This is a genomic window from Streptomyces sp. NPDC004788, assembly GCF_053601115.1.
In genome coordinates this window covers 23,121-40,130 of the sequence record NZ_JBSGBF010000040.1, presented here as the reverse complement: position 1 = coordinate 40,130, position 17,010 = coordinate 23,121, and the positions used below count along the sequence as shown (strand labels likewise).

General features: G+C 72.5%; 19 protein-coding genes. 8 read left to right on the top strand and 11 right to left on the bottom strand.

Annotation, left to right across the window (positions count from 1 at the left end):
- Window positions 1-27 precede the first annotated feature (27 nt).
- Both ACWEJX_RS19440 and ACWEJX_RS19435 read right to left on the bottom strand, forming a co-directional pair.
- Complete coding sequence (locus ACWEJX_RS19440; RefSeq protein ID WP_451608655.1) at window positions 28-528, bottom strand: N-acetyltransferase family protein; 501 nt, start codon at window positions 526-528, stop codon at window positions 28-30.
- Complete coding sequence (locus ACWEJX_RS19435; protein ID WP_451608654.1) at window positions 525-1,475, bottom strand: LysR family transcriptional regulator; 951 nt, start codon at window positions 1,473-1,475, stop codon at window positions 525-527. The genes ACWEJX_RS19440 and ACWEJX_RS19435 overlap by 4 nt, the downstream gene beginning before the upstream one ends.
- A 142-nt stretch (window positions 1,476-1,617) precedes the next feature.
- Here ACWEJX_RS19435 and snpA point away from each other — a divergent pair, with 142 nt between their 5' ends.
- A complete protein-coding gene (snpA, locus tag ACWEJX_RS19430) occupies window positions 1,618-2,250 on the top strand; it encodes a snapalysin (RefSeq protein ID WP_451608653.1) in 633 nt (210 codons plus the stop codon).
- A gap of 73 nt (window positions 2,251-2,323) precedes the next feature.
- Here snpA and ACWEJX_RS19425 read toward each other — a convergent pair whose 3' ends face one another.
- From ACWEJX_RS19425 to ACWEJX_RS19405, 5 genes are all read right to left on the bottom strand, one after another.
- Complete coding sequence (locus tag ACWEJX_RS19425) at window positions 2,324-2,743, bottom strand: DUF6304 family protein (RefSeq protein ID WP_403792228.1); 420 nt, start codon at window positions 2,741-2,743, stop codon at window positions 2,324-2,326.
- Window positions 2,744-2,785: 42 nt separating this feature from the next.
- The gene (locus tag ACWEJX_RS19420) at window positions 2,786-3,076 is read right to left on the bottom strand and encodes a hypothetical protein (protein WP_451608652.1); all 291 of its coding nucleotides are present in this window, start codon (window positions 3,074-3,076) and stop codon (window positions 2,786-2,788) included.
- Window positions 3,077-3,142: 66 nt separating this feature from the next.
- Window positions 3,143-3,727: a dihydrofolate reductase family protein gene (locus tag ACWEJX_RS19415; protein ID WP_451608651.1), complete on the bottom strand. Its 585-nt coding sequence runs from the start codon at window positions 3,725-3,727 to the stop codon at window positions 3,143-3,145.
- 139 nt (window positions 3,728-3,866) lie between these two features.
- Window positions 3,867-4,922: a family 2 encapsulin nanocompartment cargo protein polyprenyl transferase gene (locus tag ACWEJX_RS19410; RefSeq protein WP_451608650.1), complete on the bottom strand. Its 1,056-nt coding sequence runs from the start codon at window positions 4,920-4,922 to the stop codon at window positions 3,867-3,869.
- 154 nt (window positions 4,923-5,076) lie between these two features.
- Window positions 5,077-6,492 (bottom strand): family 2B encapsulin nanocompartment shell protein, encoded by a 1,416-nt coding sequence (locus ACWEJX_RS19405; protein WP_451608649.1) that lies wholly within the window; start codon window positions 6,490-6,492, stop codon window positions 5,077-5,079.
- A 287-nt stretch (window positions 6,493-6,779) separates the two neighbouring features.
- Here ACWEJX_RS19405 and ACWEJX_RS19400 point away from each other — a divergent pair, with 287 nt between their 5' ends.
- Window positions 6,780-7,370, top strand: coding sequence for an N-acetylmuramoyl-L-alanine amidase (locus ACWEJX_RS19400; RefSeq protein WP_451608648.1), 591 nt, complete (start codon window positions 6,780-6,782; stop codon window positions 7,368-7,370).
- 173 nt (window positions 7,371-7,543) lie between these two features.
- Window positions 7,544-8,485 carry a 1-aminocyclopropane-1-carboxylate deaminase/D-cysteine desulfhydrase gene (locus tag ACWEJX_RS19395; protein ID WP_451608647.1) on the top strand — a complete coding sequence of 314 codons (942 nt, stop codon included), beginning with the start codon at window positions 7,544-7,546 and terminating at the stop codon, window positions 8,483-8,485.
- On the opposite strand, the gene ACWEJX_RS19390 is transcribed toward ACWEJX_RS19395, so the two are convergent.
- Window positions 8,464-10,059, bottom strand: coding sequence for a Na+/H+ antiporter (locus tag ACWEJX_RS19390; protein WP_451608646.1), 1,596 nt, complete (start codon window positions 10,057-10,059; stop codon window positions 8,464-8,466). The genes ACWEJX_RS19395 and ACWEJX_RS19390 overlap by 22 nt on opposite strands.
- Window positions 10,060-10,199: 140 nt before the next feature.
- On the opposite strand from ACWEJX_RS19390, the gene ACWEJX_RS19385 reads away from it, so the two are divergent.
- From ACWEJX_RS19385 to ACWEJX_RS19375, 3 genes are all read left to right on the top strand, one after another.
- A complete protein-coding gene (locus tag ACWEJX_RS19385) occupies window positions 10,200-10,460 on the top strand; it encodes a UBP-type zinc finger domain-containing protein (protein ID WP_403792242.1) in 261 nt (86 codons plus the stop codon).
- Window positions 10,461-10,651: 191 nt separating this feature from the next.
- Window positions 10,652-11,065 carry an ATP-binding protein gene (locus tag ACWEJX_RS19380; RefSeq protein WP_403792244.1) on the top strand — a complete coding sequence of 138 codons (414 nt, stop codon included), beginning with the start codon at window positions 10,652-10,654 and terminating at the stop codon, window positions 11,063-11,065.
- Complete coding sequence (locus ACWEJX_RS19375; RefSeq protein WP_451608645.1) at window positions 11,062-12,036, top strand: RNA polymerase sigma factor SigF; 975 nt, start codon at window positions 11,062-11,064, stop codon at window positions 12,034-12,036. The genes ACWEJX_RS19380 and ACWEJX_RS19375 overlap by 4 nt, the downstream gene beginning before the upstream one ends.
- Window positions 12,037-12,230: 194 nt before the next feature.
- On the opposite strand, the gene ACWEJX_RS19370 is transcribed toward ACWEJX_RS19375, so the two are convergent.
- Window positions 12,231-12,686, bottom strand: coding sequence for a hypothetical protein (locus ACWEJX_RS19370; RefSeq protein ID WP_451608644.1), 456 nt, complete (start codon window positions 12,684-12,686; stop codon window positions 12,231-12,233).
- 88 nt (window positions 12,687-12,774) lie between these two features.
- Between ACWEJX_RS19370 and ACWEJX_RS19365 the strand changes: the two genes are divergently transcribed.
- Window positions 12,775-13,743, top strand: a complete 969-nt coding sequence (locus ACWEJX_RS19365) for a diacylglycerol/lipid kinase family protein (RefSeq protein WP_451608643.1) — start codon at window positions 12,775-12,777, stop codon at window positions 13,741-13,743.
- Between the two features lie 319 nt (window positions 13,744-14,062).
- Window positions 14,063-14,320, top strand: a complete 258-nt coding sequence (locus ACWEJX_RS19360; protein WP_003953983.1) for a WhiB family transcriptional regulator — start codon at window positions 14,063-14,065, stop codon at window positions 14,318-14,320.
- A 171-nt stretch (window positions 14,321-14,491) separates the two neighbouring features.
- On the opposite strand, the gene ACWEJX_RS19355 is transcribed toward ACWEJX_RS19360, so the two are convergent.
- Entirely contained in the window at window positions 14,492-15,958 is a 1,467-nt protein-coding gene (locus ACWEJX_RS19355) for a sensor histidine kinase (RefSeq protein ID WP_451608681.1), read from the bottom strand.
- A gap of 430 nt (window positions 15,959-16,388) precedes the next feature.
- Complete coding sequence (locus tag ACWEJX_RS19350) at window positions 16,389-16,988, bottom strand: TetR/AcrR family transcriptional regulator (RefSeq protein WP_451608642.1); 600 nt, start codon at window positions 16,986-16,988, stop codon at window positions 16,389-16,391.
- Between the last annotated feature and the right edge of the window lie 22 nt (window positions 16,989-17,010).

Genomic DNA, 17,010 nt, shown 5'->3' with positions numbered 1-17,010 from the left:
GGGCCCGACCGCGAGGCCGTCTGTTCGTCACTCCACCGGTAGTGCGTAGCGGCGCTTCTCCTTCGACGTCGCGCCCAGGCGGTCGTAGAAGCGGATGGCGCCGTCGTTCCAGGTGGGGGTCTGCCACTGGATCTCGGTGAGGCCGAGGGCGCGGGCCTCGCGGTGGACTGCGGACATCAGGAGGGCGCCGAGGCCGTGGCCGCGGGCCTCGGCGGTGAGATAGAGGCAGTCCATGTGGAGGTATTCGGCGGCGTCCCAGGTGGAGAGTTCCGGGGCGCAGGTCGCGTAGCCGGCGAGGGTGCCGTCGGGGAGTTCGGCGACCAGGCAGCGCAGGCGCGGGGCCTCGGTGTCGAAGAGGAGGCGGTGGAGGCGGGCGGCCAGGTCGGTGGGCGGGGGCGCGGCGTGCTCGTAGGCGGCGTGTTCGGCGGCCAGTTCGGCGACCCGGGGCAGGTCCTCGGGGTGGGCGTGCCGGGCGAGGGGGACGGCTGCCGCCACCGGCGCCGCCTGCTGCTCCGCGTGATCGTTCATGCCGTCATCATGCACGGCCCCGCCGTCCCGCCGCCCCGCAGCCACCTCCGGTACGGCGCCGCGCGCAGCGCCACCTCGCGGTAGGCGGCGGCGAGGGCCGCGTACGGGCGGTCGAGGGGAGCGCCGGGGGCGGCGAAGAGGAGGAGGCGGACGGCGAGCGGGTCGCCGCGCAGGGGGCGCACGGCCATGTCGTCGCGGGGGCCGGAGGTGGGCTGGCAGGGGGCGACGGCCTCGCCGAGGGCGATGAGGGAGGCGGCCGTGTGGTAGTCGGCGTGCAGCACCGGCGGGTCGAGGCCGGCGGCGGTCAGCACGCGGCGCAGACCGTCCCATTCGCCGTCGACGGCCGGGTCGACGGTCCAGCGGTCGTGGGCCAGGTCGGCGAGGTCGACGACCTCGTGGGCGGCGGCGGGGTGGTCGCGGGCCATGGAGACGAACTGCGGCTCGCGCTCGACGAGGACGCGCGCCCGGAGGCCGTCCGGGACCCGTAGCGGGCAGCCCTCGACCTCGTGGACGAAGGCCACGTCGAGCTGGCCCGCGGCGACCGTGCGCAGCAGGCTGTGGGCGGAGACGTCGACGCGCAGCGCGATCTCGGGGGCGATGTCGCGGCGGAGCCGGCGCAGCCAGCCGGGCAGGGCGCGGCTGGCCGTGGAGCCGACCCGGAGGGCCGGGCCGCCGCTTCGGGCGGCGGCGGCCCGGGTCTCGGTGACCAGCGCGGCCATGCCGTCGACGAGGGGGCGGGCCCGGCTGAGCACGGCGCGGCCGAGCGGGGTGGGGTGGCAGCCGGTGCGGCCGCGGGAGAAGAGTTCGGCGCCGAGCGCGTGCTCGATGCGGCGCAGCTGGGTGGTCAGGGAGGGCTGGCTGACGCCGAGTTGGCGGGCGGCCTTGTGCAGGCTGCCGGCGTCGGCGATGGCGCACAGCGCCCGCAGGTGCCTCACCTCCAGCTCCATGCCCCGAGGTTAGGGCGGCCCTCCCGCGCGCACCAGAGCGCCAACCGGGCGGCGATTTAATGGAGTTATCGCCGAATGACATCATCCCCCGGCGTCCCGGCTCCCCCGACACTCTCCTCAACCCCACAGGAGGAGCCCCCACATGCGACACCCGAAGATGCTCACGTCCTTACTGGCCGCCGCCCTCGGCGCCGGCCTGACGCTCTCCCTCTCCACCGCCCCGGCCTCCGCCTCCGCCTCCGCCCCCTCGGTGGCGTACGCCGGTTCCGCCGCGGAGGCCAAGGCCAACCAGGCGTTCTTCGACGCCGTCATGAAGTCGGTCGCGAAGAAGCGGGCCGCCACGCCTGGTGCCGACGCCGTCACCGTGGTCTACAGCACCGCCAACGCACCCAGTTTCCGCACCCAGATCGCCCGCTCGGCGCAGATATGGAACAGCTCGGTGGTCAACGTCCGTCTGGTGGAGGGGTCCAACGCGGACTTCGCCTACTACGAGGGCAGCGACTCCCGCGGCTCGTACGCGAGCACCGACGGGCACGGCAACGGCTACATCTTCCTCGACTACCAGCAGAACCAGCAGTACAACTCCACCCGCGTCACCGCCCACGAGACCGGTCACGTCCTCGGTCTCCCCGACCACTACAGCGGCCCGTGCAGCGAGCTGATGTCCGGCGGCGGGCCCGGCACGTCCTGCCAGAACGCCTACCCGAACAGCCAGGAGCGCTCCCGCGTCGACCAGCTGTGGCGCTACGGCCTCGCCTCGGCCATGAAGCACTGATCACGCCCGGACCGATACGGCGGCAGGGCGGCCCGTACGGGTCGCCCTGCTCGCGTTCCGTTACGAGGCGGGGTCAGGCCGCCTGCGGCAGCCGGCGGCCGAACTCGGTGCCCGGCGGCAGCTGGCGCCGGACCCGGGCCAGGGCCTCCTCGAAGTCACCGCCCGCGATGCCGGACTCGAAGGCCGCGCCGCCGTAGTGCAGCGTCAGGCTGAGGTCGGCTCGGTCGCCGAGGGTCAGCAGACAGCTGAGCGTGGCCTGCTGGGTGACGCCGTCCGTGACGACGGGGAGCGGCAGGTCCCACTCCAGGACGCACCCGCCGAGGGCCTGCCCGCCCTCGTCCGCGGCGCTGAGCGCGGCGAAGCTCGCGCCCGTGTACTCGATTCCCCTGATGCGGGTGGCCACATGGCTCCCGTCGGCCGTGATGACGATCGCTTCCGCACCACGGCGGTCCCGGTACCAGCCGGTCCAGACTTCTGTCGACTCCGATGACATGCGCGGACTGTAGCGGTATGACCGGCTCCGGCGCGCGGCCGGTCACCCGGCGGCCGGACTTGTCCCGGTCTCGCCTTCCTTGCCGGTCACGGGCGTGGTCGTGGCTTCCGCGCCGACTTCTGACGCCGCGTCCGGCGGTGTCCCCGGCGGTCCGTCGTCAGGCGCCTCGTACAGCTCGCACTCCGGGTTGCGGCACGGCTGCACCTCCCACTCCGGCACCCAGGCCCCGAGAACCTTGTGCCGTCGCGCGAGGACCTGGCGCGGCTGTCCGCAGGCCGGGCAGGGGTGCTCGGCCCGCGGGTCCCGGGTGGTCCTGGGGAGCTCCTCGGCCATGCCTCCAGGGTAGGACCGGTGCCCGGGGGCCGCTCCCCCGTCAGCACGCCCGGGCCGAGCTCCCCGTCACCGCTTCCTGGTGTACGTGCGCACGACGACCCCGTTGCCGAAGGTCCGTACGCCTTCGAGCGCGAAGTCCCGGACGGCGAAGTCCGCGCCGAACATCGGCATGCCGGAGCCGTACACCTGCGGGTACGTCTTGATGACCAGCTCGTCGATCTCGTCGACCAGCTGGCCCGCGACCTGCGCGCCGCCGCAGAGCCAGATGCCCAGCGAGCCGTCCTCGGCCTTGAGCTCGCGGACCCGGGCGGCCAGGTCGCCGGCGACGAGCTCGACGTTCGGGTCGGGCGACTCGGCGAGCGAGCGGGTCGCGACGATCTCGCGCAGATGGGCGTACGGGCTGGTGATGCCGGCGTCCAGGGCGAGGCGGTACGAGCCGAGGCCCTGGATGACCGTGTCGAAGCGCTTGTTGGGCACGTCCGCGAGGCCGACGGCCGCCCGGAAGGCGGTCGGGAGCGTGTCCGGGTACTCGGTGTTCATGAAAGCGGCGTACTCCTCGTCCATGAACTGGAACATGGACGAGGCGTCGCCGTGGGGGTCGCCGATGAAGCCGTCGAGGGAGCAGGCGACGTAGTACGTGAGCTTGCGCAAGCCGGATCTCTTTCCGTAGGCGGGCGCGGCCCGCGCCTGCGGACCACTGCATGCATAGTGCTTCACATGTAGTGGTAAGCGCAAGCCCTTTTCGTACGCCGGTACGGCTCCGCTCAGCAGCTCCTCTCAGCTGCTGCGCTCAGCGGCTGCGCCGCGTCACGAACTCCGCGAGCGCCAGCAGGTCCCCGGCCGCCGACAGGTCCGGCACCGCGCGGGAGAGCTGCTCCACCGCTCGGGCCATCCGCTCGGCGGCCTGGTTCTGTGCCCAGTCCCGGCCGCCGGCCCGCTCGACCGCGTCCGCCGCCGCCCGTACCGCGGAGGCGTCCAGGACCGGCCGGGCGTACAGCGCGGCCAGTTCCTCGGCCGCCGGGGTGCCGGAGGTGAGCGCGGCCACGACGGGGAGCGACTTCTTGTGGGCGACGAGGTCGGCGCCGGCCGGTTTGCCGGTGCGGCCCGGGTCGCCCCAGATGCCGATGAGGTCGTCGATCAGCTGGAACGCCAGCCCGGCCTCACGGCCGAAGGCGTCCATCGCCGCGACGGCCTCCTCCCCCGCCCCCGCGTACAGCGCGCCGAGCGCGCACGCACAGCCGAGCAGGGCGCCGGTCTTGGCGGTGGCCATCGCCATCACCTCGTCCAGGGTGACCTCGTGCGGCCCGCGCTGTTCGAAGGCGCAGTCCGCCTGCTGGCCCGCGCACAGCTCGATCACACAGGCGGCGAGCCGGGCGGAGGCGGCCGCCGCGGCCGGGTGCGGGTCCTCGGCGAGCAACCGCAGCGACAGCGCGTTCATGGCGTCGCCCGCGAGCAGCGCGTCCGGAATGCCGAACACGGCCCAGGCGGTGGGACGGTGACGGCGGGTGGGGTCCTCGTCGACGATGTCGTCGTGGAGCAGGGTGAAGTTGTGCGCCAGCTCCACCGCCGCCGCGGCCTTCACGGCCGGGGCCGGGTCCGCGCCGAACGCGCGGGTCGCGGCGAGCACCAGAGCCGGCCGGATGGCCTTGCCGCCCTGGCCGTCGGCCGGGCGGCCGTCGGCCTCCTCCCAGCCGAAGTGGTACGCGGCGATACGCCGTATGGAACCCGGCAGGGACGCGACTGTCGTGCGCAGTTGGGGTTCGACGACGCCGCGGGTCCGGTCCAGGAGCAGCACGGCGCTCTGCCCGTCGGTACCGGTCGCGGCGTGCGCGCTGGTCATGGTCATGTGTGCGGTCACCTTCGTCAGGGCCTGGTCGATGTGGGGCGGGCGGCGGCGGCCGGTGGGCGGTCGGCGGCGGCCGGTGGACGGCCGCCGCCCGCGCGGAGTCGGGCGTCCGGGGGCGGGGCCTGTCGGCGTGGCCCCGCACCCGGTGGCCGGCTCAGCGCCGGCGGCCGACCTCCACGTTCTCCAGGACACCGAGGGCGTCGGGGACGAGGACGGCCGCCGAGAAGTAGGCGGTGACGAGGTATGAGGTGATCGCCTGCTCGTCGATGCCCATGAAGCGGCAGGACATGCCGGGCTCGATCTCGTCCGGCAGGCCGATCTGGTTGAGGCCGATCACGCCCTGGTCGGACTCGCCCGTGCGCATGCAGAGGATCGAGGTGGTGCCCGCGTCGGAGACCGGGATCTTGTCGCACGGGTAGATCGGCACCCCGCGCCAGGTCGTGATCCTGGTGCCGTCGACGTCGACGGTGTCGGGGACCAGGCCGCGCCGGTTGAGCTCGCGGCCGAAGGCGGCGATGGCCAGCGGGTGGGCCAGGAACAGCCGGGAGTTGCGCCGCCGGGACAGCAGCTCGTCGAGGTCGTCGGGGCCGGGCACGCCGTCGTGGGGCTGGATCCGCTGCCCGTAGTCGCAGTTGGCGAGGAGGCCGAACTCCCGGTTGTTGACCAGCTCGTGCTCCTGGCGCTCGCGCAGCGCCTCGACCGTGAGCCGCACCTGCTGCTCGGTCTGGTTCATCGGCTTGTTGTAGAGGTCGGCCACGCGTGTGTGGACCTTGAGGACGGTCTGGGCGATGCTCAGCCCGTACTCACGCGGGGACGCCTCGTAGTCCACGAAGGTGTGCGGGATCACGGCCTCGCCGACATGGCCGGCGGAGAGGTCGATGGCCGCCTCGCCGTACCTGTTGGTGGCGCGCGGGGGCAGCGCCGCGAACTCCGCCAGATGGCCGGCCAGCGCGCCGGCCCGCTCGGCGAGGGCCAGCACGTCGGCCCGGGTGAGCTCCAGGACCGTACAGACCGTGGCGGCGCGGGCGGTCCACTCCCAGCTCGCGTCCGCGGCGACGAGGGCGGCCTCGCCGAAGTAGGCGCCGTCGGCGAGGACGCCGAGGACCGTCTCGTCCCCGTAGGGCCCCTCGCCGATCTGCTCGACCTTGCCGTGGGCGAGGAGGTGGACCCGGTCGGTGGTGTCGCCGCGAGTGGCGATGACCTCGCCCGGCGCGTACGCGCGCTGGCGGCAGCGGCCCGCCAGCTCGGTCAGGACGTCGCCGTCCTCGAACCCGCGCAGGGCCGGGAGTTCGCCGAGCTCGGCGGGGATGACCGCGACCTGCTCACCGGTCTGCACGAAGGTGACGCGGCCGTCACCCACGGCGTAGCTGAGCCGCCGGTTCACCCGGTAGGTGCCGCCCTGCACCTGCACCCACGGCAACGCCTTCAGGAGCCACCGGGAGGTGATCTCCTGCATCTGCGGCGCCGACTTGGTGGTGGACGCGAGGTTCCGCGCGGCAGCGGTGCCGAGGCTCTGCTGCGGTGAGGCCTGATCCGCGCGGATCTCGTCGCCGACCGAACCAACGGACATGGAACTCCCTCTCGTACGACAAAGCTGCGAGAGAGAGCCTTTCAGCACGGAGCGTGTCTGCGCCATTACACAAAAGAGTGGGTGTGGATCGCAGGGGGCTGGGCATCGCGCGCGTTCCTCCACTCGCAGGGATCAAGCCTCCCTTCGCCTTCCTGTCCGGATCGGCTCGCACACCGTACGAACGGATGGCAGCGGAGCCGCCGCCTCCGGTACTCCGGAAGCACTGCGAGAGCATGGCGAAACCCCTGCGGAACCACCGCACTTCGCATGCCCGAAAGGAGCCGGTCATGGCCCCACCCATGTCCGCGAGCCGCTTCCTCCACGCACTGCGCGACGAGGGTCTGACGGTCGTCGAGGTCGGCGACTGGCGCACACACAACCGCAACCACAAGGGCCCCTGGGGCCCCGTCAACGGCGTGATGATCCACCACACCGTCACCCGCGGCACCGACAACACCGTCCGCATCTGCCGGGACGGCTACGACTCCCTGCCCGGGCCGCTCTGCCACGGCGTGATCGCCAAGGACGGCACGGTCCACCTGGTCGGCTACGGCAGGGCCAACCACGCCGGCCTCGGCGACCCCGACGTGCTGCGGGCGGTCGTCGCCGAGCAGCGACTGCCGGTCGACGACCAGGCCACCACGGACGGCAACCGGCACTTCTACGGCTTCGAGTGCGAGAACCTGGGCGACGGCGAGGACCCGTGGCCCAAGGTGCAACTGGAGGCCATCACCAAGGCCGCGGCGGCACTGTGCCGGGTGCACGGCTGGACCCAGCGTTCGGTCATCGGGCACAAGGAGTGGCAGCCGGGCAAGGTGGACCCGCGCGGCTTCACGATGGGCTGGCTGCGCGAGCAGATCGCCGACCGGCTGCGCTGACGGCAAGGGCAGACCGGCTGCGGCGACGGCAACGGCAACAGCAACGGCAAACGGCAGACCGGCTGCGCTGCCCCCAGGGGCAGGCCGGCTGCGCCGACCGCAACCGCAGACCGGTTGTGCCGAGCGCGCACCGGCCGCTCCGGGCCACGCCCCCGAACAGCGACAATGGCCGGGTGAACGCGTTCGATCCCGCCCTCCTGCGGCCCCGGCTCCCTTCCCCTCTCCAGCCGGTCGAGGACGAGCGCTTCACCCGGCACGGCCTGACGCTGCTGCTCAAGCGGGACGACCTGATCCACCCCGACCTGCCGGGCAACAAGTGGCGCAAGCTCGCGCTCAACCTGCGGGCGGCCGCCGGGCGCCCGGTGCTCACCTTCGGCGGCGCCTACTCCAACCACCTGCGGGCGACGGCCGCCGCCGGCCGGCTCCTCGGCTTCGCCACGATCGGCGTCGTGCGCGGCGAGGAACTGGCCGGCCGGCCGCCGAACCCCTCGCTCGCGCGCTGCGCGGCGGACGGCATGCGGCTGGTGTTCGTGGACCGGGGCACGTACCGCCGCAAGCACGAGCCCGACACCCTGGCACGGATCCTGGAGCGGGCCGAGGCGCCCGGTGACGTGTACGTCGTCCCCGAGGGCGGCAGCAACGCGCTCGCCGTCCAGGGCTGCGTGGAGCTCGGCCGGGAGCTCGTGGGCGAGGCCGACGTGGCCGCGGTCGCCGTCGGCACCGGCGGTACCCTGGCGGGCCTCGCGGCCGGGCTCGGGCCCGGGCAGCGGGCGCTGGGCGTGCCGGTCCTGAAGGGCGGCTTCCTGGGCGCGGAGGTCCTGGCCCTGCAGGAGGCCGCGTTCGGCGGTCGGCGCGGCGACTGGTGGCTGGACGAGCGCTTCCACGGCGGCGGTTACGCCCGTACGACGCCGGAACTCGACGCCCTCGCACAGGATTTCGAGGCGCGGCACGGTTCGTGGCACGCACTCGCCATCGAGCGCCTGTATGTGGCCAAAATGCTCCACGGCCTGCTGACGCTCGCCCAGGAGGGCGCCTTCGCCCCCGGCACCCGGATCGCGGCGATCGTCACCGGCGCACCGGACCCCGGCGGGACTCAGCCGGCCTCCTCCCGGTAGGCCGCCGCCTCCTCCAGGTCGAGCCGGCGCAGCAGGCTGCGCATCATCTCGTCGTCGATCCGGCGGGCGTCGCGCAGCTTCACGAAGACCTCGCGCTCGGCGTCGATCATCTCCCGCGCGAGGCGCCGGTAGGTGTCGTCCGCCGTCTCCCCGGTCAGCTCGTTGACCGCGCCGAGCCGCTCCCACACCGAGTTGCGGCGCCGCTCCATGACGGTGCGGAGCCGGTCGGCGATCGGCTCGGGCAGTGCGTTGCGCGGGTCGGCGAGGAGGGCGTCGAGGCGTTCCTCGGCGGCCTGGGACGCCTCGCTCTGGGCCTGTGCCTCGGCCAGGGTCTCCTGGTAGCGGTCGCGGCCGGGCAGCTTGAGGACCCGGATGAGCGGCGGCAGGGTGAGGCCCTGGACGACGAGGGTGCCGATGACGGTGGTGAAGGTGAGGAAGAGGACCAGGTTGCGGGCGGGGAACGGGACGTCGTCGGTGACGATCGGGATGGAGAAGGCGATGGCGAGCGAGACCACGCCGCGCATGCCGGCCCAGCCGATGACCACCGGCGCCCGCCAGTCCACCCCGGGCTCGCGCTCGCGGATCCGGGCGGAGAGCCAGCGCGGCACGAAGGTGGCCGGGAAGACCCAGACGAAGCGGACGACGACCACGAAGACGAAGACCCCGACCGCGTACCAGGCCGCCTCCGCCATCCCGTACGGCCCGAGCCCCTCGACGACGAAGGGCAGCTGGAGGCCGATCAGCGCGAAGACGGCGGACTCCAGGACGAAGGCGACCATCTTCCAGACAGCCTCCTCCTGGAGCCGGGTGGCGAAGTCCACCTGGTACGCCTTGTGGCCGAGGAAGAGGCCGACCACGACGACGGCGAGCACACCGGAGGCGCCGACCTCCTCGGCGGCCGCGTAGGCGATGAAGGGGATGAGGAGGGAGAGGGTGTTCTGGAGCAGCGCCTCGCCCAGCCGGCAGCGGATCCAGTGGATCGGCACCATCAGGACGAGGCCGACGCCGATGCCGCCGACCGCGGCGAGCAGGAACTCGCCGACGCCGCCGACCCAGCTGATGCCCTCGCCCACGGCGGCGGCGAGGGCGACCTTGTAGGCGGTGATCGCGGTGGCGTCGTTCACCAGCGACTCGCCCTGGAGGATCGTGGTGATCCGGTTGGGCAGGCCGAGCCTGCGGGCGATGGCGGTGGCGGCGACCGCGTCCGGCGGGGCGACGACCGCGCCGAGGACCAGGGCGGCGGTCAGCGGCAGGTCGGGCACGAGCACGTACGCGAGCCAGCCCACCATGACGGTCGCGAAGAGCACGTATCCGACCGAGAGCAGCGCGACGGGCCGGATGTTGGCGCGCAGGTCGAGGTACGAGGAGTCGACGGCGGCCGTGTAGAGCAGCGGCGGCAGGATCAGCGGCAGCACGATGTGCGGGTCGAGGGTGTAGTCCGGCATTCCCGGCACGTACGAGGCGAGGAGGCCGACCGCGACCAGGAGCAGCGGCGCGGGCACCGGTGTCCTGCGGGCGAAGCCCGCCACGGCGGTGCTCGCCGCCACCAGTGCCACCAGCTGCAGTGCGTCCATGCCCGTCCCGTCCCCTGTCGTCCCTCGTCCTGGCCACCGCGACCGCCGTGGCCGCCATGGAGGCCGCCGTGGAGGCCGCCGTAGCGCCGCCGTCGCTGTCCGTGCCGGCGCTGTCGGTGCCACGTCGTAACCTGGCCATCATGAGCGAGTGCCTGCACGTTCCCGAACTGCCGCGCCCCGAACCGGCGCCGCTGCACGACACCTGTCCGGAGTGTCTGGCGGACGGGACGCACCCCGTCCAGCTGCGGCTCTGCCTGAGCTGTGGGCACGTGGGCTGCTGCGACTCCTCGGCGGGACGGCACGCGACGGCGCACTTCTCGGCCACCGGTCACCCGGTGATGCGGACCTTCGAACCGAACGAACGCTGGCGATGGTGCTTCGTGGACGGTTCGATCGTCTGACGGCTGGGTAGGTCAGCCCTCCGCGGGTTCTCCGCGGCCGCCGGGTGGGGGGCGGTCCTTCCGGGCCCCCGGCGACACGGCGGGACGGATCGCGATAGCGTCTCGGCGGACTGCGCAACCACTGCGTACCGCCTGGTTCGGGGGGCCTTCTCCCCGGGCCCCGAAGAGCATGTGCCACCTTGGAGGTGAGGGTGTCCCAGATCGCAGGCGAGCCCGGGACCCAGGACTTCGTGGAAGTCCGGCTGCCCGCTGCGGGTGCCTACCTGTCCGTGCTGCGTACGGCCACGGCCGGCCTCGCGGCGCGCTTGGACTTCACCCTCGACGAGATCGAGGACCTGCGGATCGCCGTCGACGAGGCGTGCGCGATCCTGCTCCAGCAGGCGGTGCCGGGATCGGTGCTGAGCTGCGTGTTCCGTCTGATCGACGACTCGCTCGACGTCACGGTGTCGGCTCCGACGACCGACGGCCGGGCGCCTGAGCGCGACACCTTCGCGTGGACGGTGCTGTCGGCGCTGGCCGGGAAGGTGGAGTCGTCCGTGGCGGACGACAAGACCGTCTCCATCAGCCTGTACAAACAGCGCGGCGCGGGGCCAGGCCCGGCGTGAGGCGGGGGGACGCGACGGCCGGCTTCCCCGAGCAGCAGGCCCGGCCGCATCCGGAGGCCGACGCCGAGGCCGGGGCCGCCGGTGTCGATGACGAGGTCGAGGTCGACGTCGCTACGGATCACGCAGAGCAGGCGGACCAGATGAGCGAGCACGAGCAGCACGAAGAGGCCCCGGCGGCGGCCGAGCCGGACGAGGCCCCGCACGGGGCTCCCGATCCGCACGACCGCAGCGGGGCGCGGGCCCTCTTCATCGAGCTGCGCTCCCTGCCGGAGGGGTCGCCGGAGCGGGCGGCGCTGCGCGACCGGCTGGTCCGGATGCACCTGCCGCTGGTGGAGCACCTGGCCCGGCGGTTCCGCAACCGCGGCGAACCGCTCGACGACCTGACGCAGGTGGCGACGATCGGCCTGATCAAGTCGGTGGACCGGTTCGACCCGGACCGCGGGGTGGAGTTCTCCACGTACGCGACCCCGACGGTGGTCGGCGAGATCAAGCGCCACTTCCGTGACAAGGGCTGGGCGGTACGGGTGCCCCGCCGCCTCCAGGAGCTGCGGCTCTCGCTGACGACGGCGACGGCGGAGCTCTCGCAGCAGCACGGGCGCTCGCCGACCGTGCACGAGCTGGCGGAGCGGCTCGGGATCTCCGAGGAGGAGGTCCTGGAGGGCCTGGAGTCGGCGAACGCCTATTCGACGCTCTCGCTGGACGTGCCGGACACGGACGACGAGTCGCCGGCGGTCGCGGACACGCTGGGCGCGGAGGACGAGGCGCTGGAGGGCGTCGAGTACCGGGAGTCGCTCAAGCCGCTCCTGGAGGACCTGCCGCCGCGGGAGAAGCGGATCCTGCTTCTTCGCTTCTTCGGGAACATGACCCAGTCGCAGATCGCGCAGGAGGTCGGCATCTCGCAGATGCACGTCTCTCGGCTGCTCGCGCGCACGCTGGCGCAGCTGCGGGAGAAGCTGCTCGTGGAGGAGTGACCGGACCCGCCTGTCCGGGGGTTCTGAGCCCCGTAGGCCCTGAGACTGCTTAGGGCCTGCGGGGCTGCCGGCCTGCGGGGCTGCCGGCCTGCGGGGCCGCCGCGGTCTACGGGGCTGCCGGTCTACGGGACTGTCGGCCTGCGGGACTGCCGGCCTGCGGGCCCGTCGGGCAACGAGTCCGCGCGCCCGCGGGACTACGCGCTGTCCTGGCCGGGGCGCTTGATGCCGAGCGCCTCGGTCGTGGCCGGGTTCACCAGGAGCACGAGGCCGGTCACCGCGAGGACCGCGAGGGCGATGCCCGCCGGGATCATGACGCTGTTCGCCTGGAGCAGCTGCCAGGCGACCGGCAGCGCGAGGATCTGGGTGATCACCGCCGGGCCGCGGCTCCAGGAGCGGCGCCGCAGCAGCCCGCGGGCGGCGGCGAGCGGGATGAGTCCGAGGGCGACCAGGGTGACCCCGCCCATGAGGGCCGAGGTGAGGTCGCCGGTCCGGTGGGTGAGGCTGGTCACCAGCATGTAGAGGCCGCCCGCGGCCAGGGCGAGGCCCTCGACGCCGGCCACCACCGCGGCTGCGGTGAGCCGCCCGGGCCGGGCGCCCTGCTCCGTACCCCGCTCCGTACTGCTCGTGTCGGCACTGCTCGCACTGCTCATGCTGGAAGGGTAGCGGGGGCCCGCCCGGGGGTGCCCGGCCCCTGGACCGGACTGCGTCCGGTACCGCCGGGTAGGTACGCTGGCGACCATGCGCGCGCTTCTCGTGGTCAACCCGGCAGCTACCACCACCAGTGCCCGCACCCGTGACGTGCTGATCCACGCACTCGCCAGCGAGATGAAGCTGGAGGCGGTGACCACCGAGTACCGCGGGCACGCCCGTGACCTGGGGCGACGGGCCGCGGAGTCGGACGACATCGATCTCGTGGTGGCGCTCGGCGGCGACGGCACGGTCAACGAGGTGGTGAACGGGCTGCTGCACGCGGGGCCCGATCCGGAGCGGCTGCCGCGGCTCGCGGTGGTGCCGGGCGGCTCGACCAACGTCTTCGCGCGGGCCCTCGGGCTGCCGAACGACGCCGTCGAGGCGACGGGCGTGATCCTCGACGCGCTGCGCGAGCAGCGGGCACGGACGGTGAGCCTGGGGCTCGCGTCCGGGACGCCGGGCACGGACGACGAGGCGGTACCCGAACGCTGGTTCACCTTCTGCGCCGGCTTCGGATTCGACGCGAGCGTGATCGGCCGGGTCGAACAGCAGCGCGAGCGGGGCAAGCGTTCGACCCACGCCCTCTATCTGCGTCAGGTGGTGCGCCAGTTCCTGGGCGAGCGGAACCGGCGGCACGGGACGATCACCGTGGAGCGCCCGGGTGAGGATCCTGTGGAGGATCTCGTCCTCTCCATAATCTGCAACACCTCTCCCTGGACCTACCTGGGCAATCGTCCGGTGTACGCGTCCCCGGAGGCGTCCTTCGAGACGGCTCTCGACGTGCTCGGTCTGACCCGCCTGTCGACCCCGTCGGTGGCCCGGTACGCGACTCAGCTGCTGACCTCGACGCCGGAGCGCGGGCCGCACGGGAAGCACGCGCTGACTCTCCATGATCTGACCGACTTCACCTTGCATTCGAAGGTCCCCCTCCCCCTCCAGATGGACGGAGACCACCTGGGACTGCGTACGAGCGTGACGTTCACAGGCGTACGCCGTGCACTGCGTGTGATTGTGTGACCAGAAGGACCGAAAGTCCTTCCACTCGAACGTTTAGGCTGCCCTCCACCCCCCAGAAGTACGGCTGTGACCGAGCCGACACCGAGGAATCAAAAAAAACTTTCCGGAAGGGGTTGTATCCGTTGCTGGGGTTTGGGAGTCTCTTCTTGGCGATCGGGACGGCCCGCAAGACCGGCCTCCACTGAGAGCCAGAACCCCTCCTCTGTAACAAGGACCACACCAGTTCACCTGGCAGTCGGCCCTTCCCTTGCGGGGGGATTCGTGAAAGCGTTCACATTCACAAGCAACTCGCACGTAACACCTGAGAGAGGTAGCAGCCATGGACTGGCGTCACAACGCCGTTTGCCGCGAGGAAGACCCCGAGCTCTTCTTCCCCATCGGCAACACCGGTCCTGCGCTGCTGCAGATCGAGGAAGCCAAGGCCGTCTGCCGCCGCTGCCCCGTCATGGAGCAGTGCCTGCAGTGGGCGCTCGAGTCCGGCCAGGACTCCGGCGTCTGGGGTGGCCTCAGCGAGGACGAGCGCCGCGCGATGAAGCGCCGCGCCGCCCGCAACCGGGCGCGCAACGCCAGCGCCTGAGCCACCTGCACAGCCTGAGGCAAGCGGCGCGTACACCGTGTACGCACTCACCGCCCCCGAGCCGCAGCGCGCGCAGTAACCCACAGCATTCGAGCCCCGGACCGATTCACTTCGGTCCGGGGCTCGCTGCTGTGAACTCCCTCTCAGCGGAAGGGGGTTACTCGGGCGGAATCACTTCTGCGGCTGGACCGGGATGTCGAGCACCACTCGGGTGCCGCGCTCGGCGCCGGGCTGCATGTCGAAGCTGCCGCCGAGCTCGCCCTCGACCAGGGTGCGGACGATCTGGAGGCCGAGGTTGCCGGCCCGCTGCGGGTCGAAGCCCTCGGGCAGTCCGCGGCCGTCGTCCTTGACCGTGATCAGCAGCCGGGCGTCGGCCCGCGGTTCGCCGCGGACGGCGGTGACCTCGACGGTTCCCGTCTCGCCCGGCGCGAAGGCGTGTTCCAGGGCGTTCTGCAGGATCTCGGTGAGCACCATGGAGAGCGGCGTGGCGACCTCGGCGTCCAGGATGCCGAACCGGCCGTTGCGCCGGCAGGTGACCTTGCCCGGGGAGATCTCGGCGACCATCGCGATCACGCGGTCGGCGATGTCGTCGAACTCGACCCGCTCGTCCAGGTTCTGGGACAGCGTCTCATGGACGATGGCGATCGAACCGACGCGCCGGACGGCCTCGTTGAGCGCCTCGCGGCCGCGGTCGGAGTCCATCCGGCGGGCCTGCAGCCGGAGCAGGGCGGCCACCGTCTGGAGGTTGTTCTTCACCCGGTGGTGGATCTCCCGGATGGTGGCGTCCTTGGTGATCAACTCGCGCTCGCGGCGGCGCAGTTCGGTGACGTCGCGGAGCAGCACGAGCGAACCGATGCGGGTGCCCTTGGGCTTGAGCGGGATCGCGCGCAGCTGGATCACGCCGCCGTTGCCCTCGACCTCGAACTCGCGCGGGGCGTAGCCGGAGGCCATCTTGACCAGGGCCTCGTCGACCGGGCCGCGGGAGGGGGCGAGTTCGGCGGTGACCTGGCCGAGGTGCTGGCCGACCAGGTCGGCGGCGAGGCCCAGCCGGTGGTAGGCGGAGAGGGCGTTGGGCGAGGCGTACTGCACGATGCCGTCGGCGTCGAGGCGCATCAGTCCGTCGCCGGCCCGCGGCGAGGAGTCCATGTCGACCTGCTCGCCGGGGAAGGGGAACTCGCCGGCGGCGATCATCTGGGCGAGGTCGGAGGCGGACTGGAGGTAGGTGAGCTCCAGCCGGGACGGGGTCCGCACGGTGAGCAGGTTGGTGTTGCGGGCGATGACGCCGAGGACGCGGCCCTCCCGGCGTACGGGGATGGACTCGACCCGGACCGGGACCTCCTCGCGCCACTCGGGGTCGCCCTCGCGCACGATCCGGCCCTCGTCGAGCGCGGCGTCGAGCAGCGGCCGGCGGCCGCGCGGGACCAGGTGGCCGACCATGTCGTCCTGGTAGGAGGTGGGGCCGGTGTTCGGCCGCATCTGGGCGACCGACACGTAGCGGGCCCCGTCGAGGGTGGGCACCCAGAGGACGAGGTCGGCGAAGGAGAGGTCGGAGAGCAGCTGCCACTCCGACACCAGCAGATGGAGCCAGTCGAGGTCGGACTCGCTCAGAGCGGTGTGCTGGCGGACGAGGTCGTTCATGGAGGGCACGTGTGCGAGCGTACCCGCGGAATTAACAGGCGGTGAACCTGGATCTCCGGGCTTCCGTGGTGGAGGATGGGCCCCGAAACGACCGCTTGCACGCGGATGGACAGACAAGAATGGTCTAGTCCACAATGCTATACATTCGAGCCTCCATCCTCCCCGCACAGGAGGATGGACGAGGTACCCGGCGCTCTCTGCCCTGACTGCGCCGAGACCTCCCACACGGCCGCGGGACCGCACACCCCCGGCCGGGCAACTCCGGGCTGCGGTGCCGGACGGGTTGAGGGTCCCGTCCCGGCGCCGCGGCCCGCGGGCCTTTCTCCCTGACTCGTCCTGCCGAGCCTTCCCTTTATGCGGCCCCTCGCCCCGCCGGACCTTTCCCTTACTCGGGCCGCGGGGTCTTCCTCCACTCGCCGCGGGGCCTTCCCTACTCGCCGCGCGGCCAGGCCCGCATCGCCGCCTCCGCCACGGCCGCCAGCTCCTCCTCCGTCGCCCCGTCGCGGGCCTGCTGCGACATGCCCTGGAGGACGGCGCCGCTGAAGCGGGCGAGGGTGCGGGGATCGGCGCCGGCCGGGAGCTCGCCGGACTCGACGTCGTGGCGGATCCGCTGCTCGATGGCGTCCAGGTTGGCGTTGCGCCGGGCGCGCAGGGCCTCGGCGACCTCCGGGGTGGAGCAGTTCACACCGGCGGAGATCACCAGGCAGCCATGCGGGTGACCGGGCTCGGTGAAGTGCGCGGCGGCCTCGCGCAGCATGCGCCCCACCGCCTGGCGGGCCGTCCCCTCCTCCTCGAAGGCGCGGCTGCCGAAGGCACCGTGCGCCTCCACGTAGGCGGCGACGACCTCCTCGAACAGGGTCTTCTTGTCGCCGAAGGCCGCGTAGAGGCTCGGCGCGCTGATGCCCATGGCCCGGGTCAGATCGGAGACGGAGGTCGTCTCGTACCCGTGCTCCCAGAAGGCCATCGTCGCCTGCTCCAGAGCCGTCGGGCGGTCGAAGGAGCGGGGGCGGCCGCGCTGCTTGGTGGTCATGCAGGGAATTCTATAGCGGGCA

Excerpts from the sequence above, each read along its gene's own strand:
- ACWEJX_RS19400 (WP_451608648.1), top strand. The coding sequence starts at position 6,780 with ATGGCCCCACCCATGTCCGCGAGCCGCTTCCTCCACGCACTGCGCGAC.
- snpA (WP_451608653.1), top strand. The coding sequence starts at position 1,618 with ATGCGACACCCGAAGATGCTCACGTCCTTACTGGCCGCCGCCCTCGGC.
- ACWEJX_RS19385 (WP_403792242.1), top strand. The coding sequence starts at position 10,200 with ATGAGCGAGTGCCTGCACGTTCCCGAACTGCCGCGCCCCGAACCGGCG.
- ACWEJX_RS19390 (WP_451608646.1), bottom strand. The coding sequence starts at position 10,059 with ATGGACGCACTGCAGCTGGTGGCACTGGTGGCGGCGAGCACCGCCGTG.
- ACWEJX_RS19350 (WP_451608642.1), bottom strand. The coding sequence starts at position 16,988 with ATGACCACCAAGCAGCGCGGCCGCCCCCGCTCCTTCGACCGCCCGACG.
- ACWEJX_RS19405 (WP_451608649.1), bottom strand. The coding sequence starts at position 6,492 with ATGTCCGTTGGTTCGGTCGGCGACGAGATCCGCGCGGATCAGGCCTCA.
- ACWEJX_RS19355 (WP_451608681.1), bottom strand. The coding sequence starts at position 15,958 with ATGAACGACCTCGTCCGCCAGCACACCGCTCTGAGCGAGTCCGACCTC.
- ACWEJX_RS19440 (WP_451608655.1), bottom strand. The coding sequence starts at position 528 with ATGAACGATCACGCGGAGCAGCAGGCGGCGCCGGTGGCGGCAGCCGTC.
- ACWEJX_RS19365 (WP_451608643.1), top strand. The coding sequence starts at position 12,775 with ATGCGCGCGCTTCTCGTGGTCAACCCGGCAGCTACCACCACCAGTGCC.
- ACWEJX_RS19425 (WP_403792228.1), bottom strand. The coding sequence starts at position 2,743 with ATGTCATCGGAGTCGACAGAAGTCTGGACCGGCTGGTACCGGGACCGC.
- ACWEJX_RS19360 (WP_003953983.1), top strand. The coding sequence starts at position 14,063 with ATGGACTGGCGTCACAACGCCGTTTGCCGCGAGGAAGACCCCGAGCTC.
- ACWEJX_RS19410 (WP_451608650.1), bottom strand. The coding sequence starts at position 4,922 with ATGACCATGACCAGCGCGCACGCCGCGACCGGTACCGACGGGCAGAGC.
- ACWEJX_RS19435 (WP_451608654.1), bottom strand. The coding sequence starts at position 1,475 with ATGGAGCTGGAGGTGAGGCACCTGCGGGCGCTGTGCGCCATCGCCGAC.
- ACWEJX_RS19370 (WP_451608644.1), bottom strand. The coding sequence starts at position 12,686 with ATGAGCAGTGCGAGCAGTGCCGACACGAGCAGTACGGAGCGGGGTACG.
- ACWEJX_RS19420 (WP_451608652.1), bottom strand. The coding sequence starts at position 3,076 with ATGGCCGAGGAGCTCCCCAGGACCACCCGGGACCCGCGGGCCGAGCAC.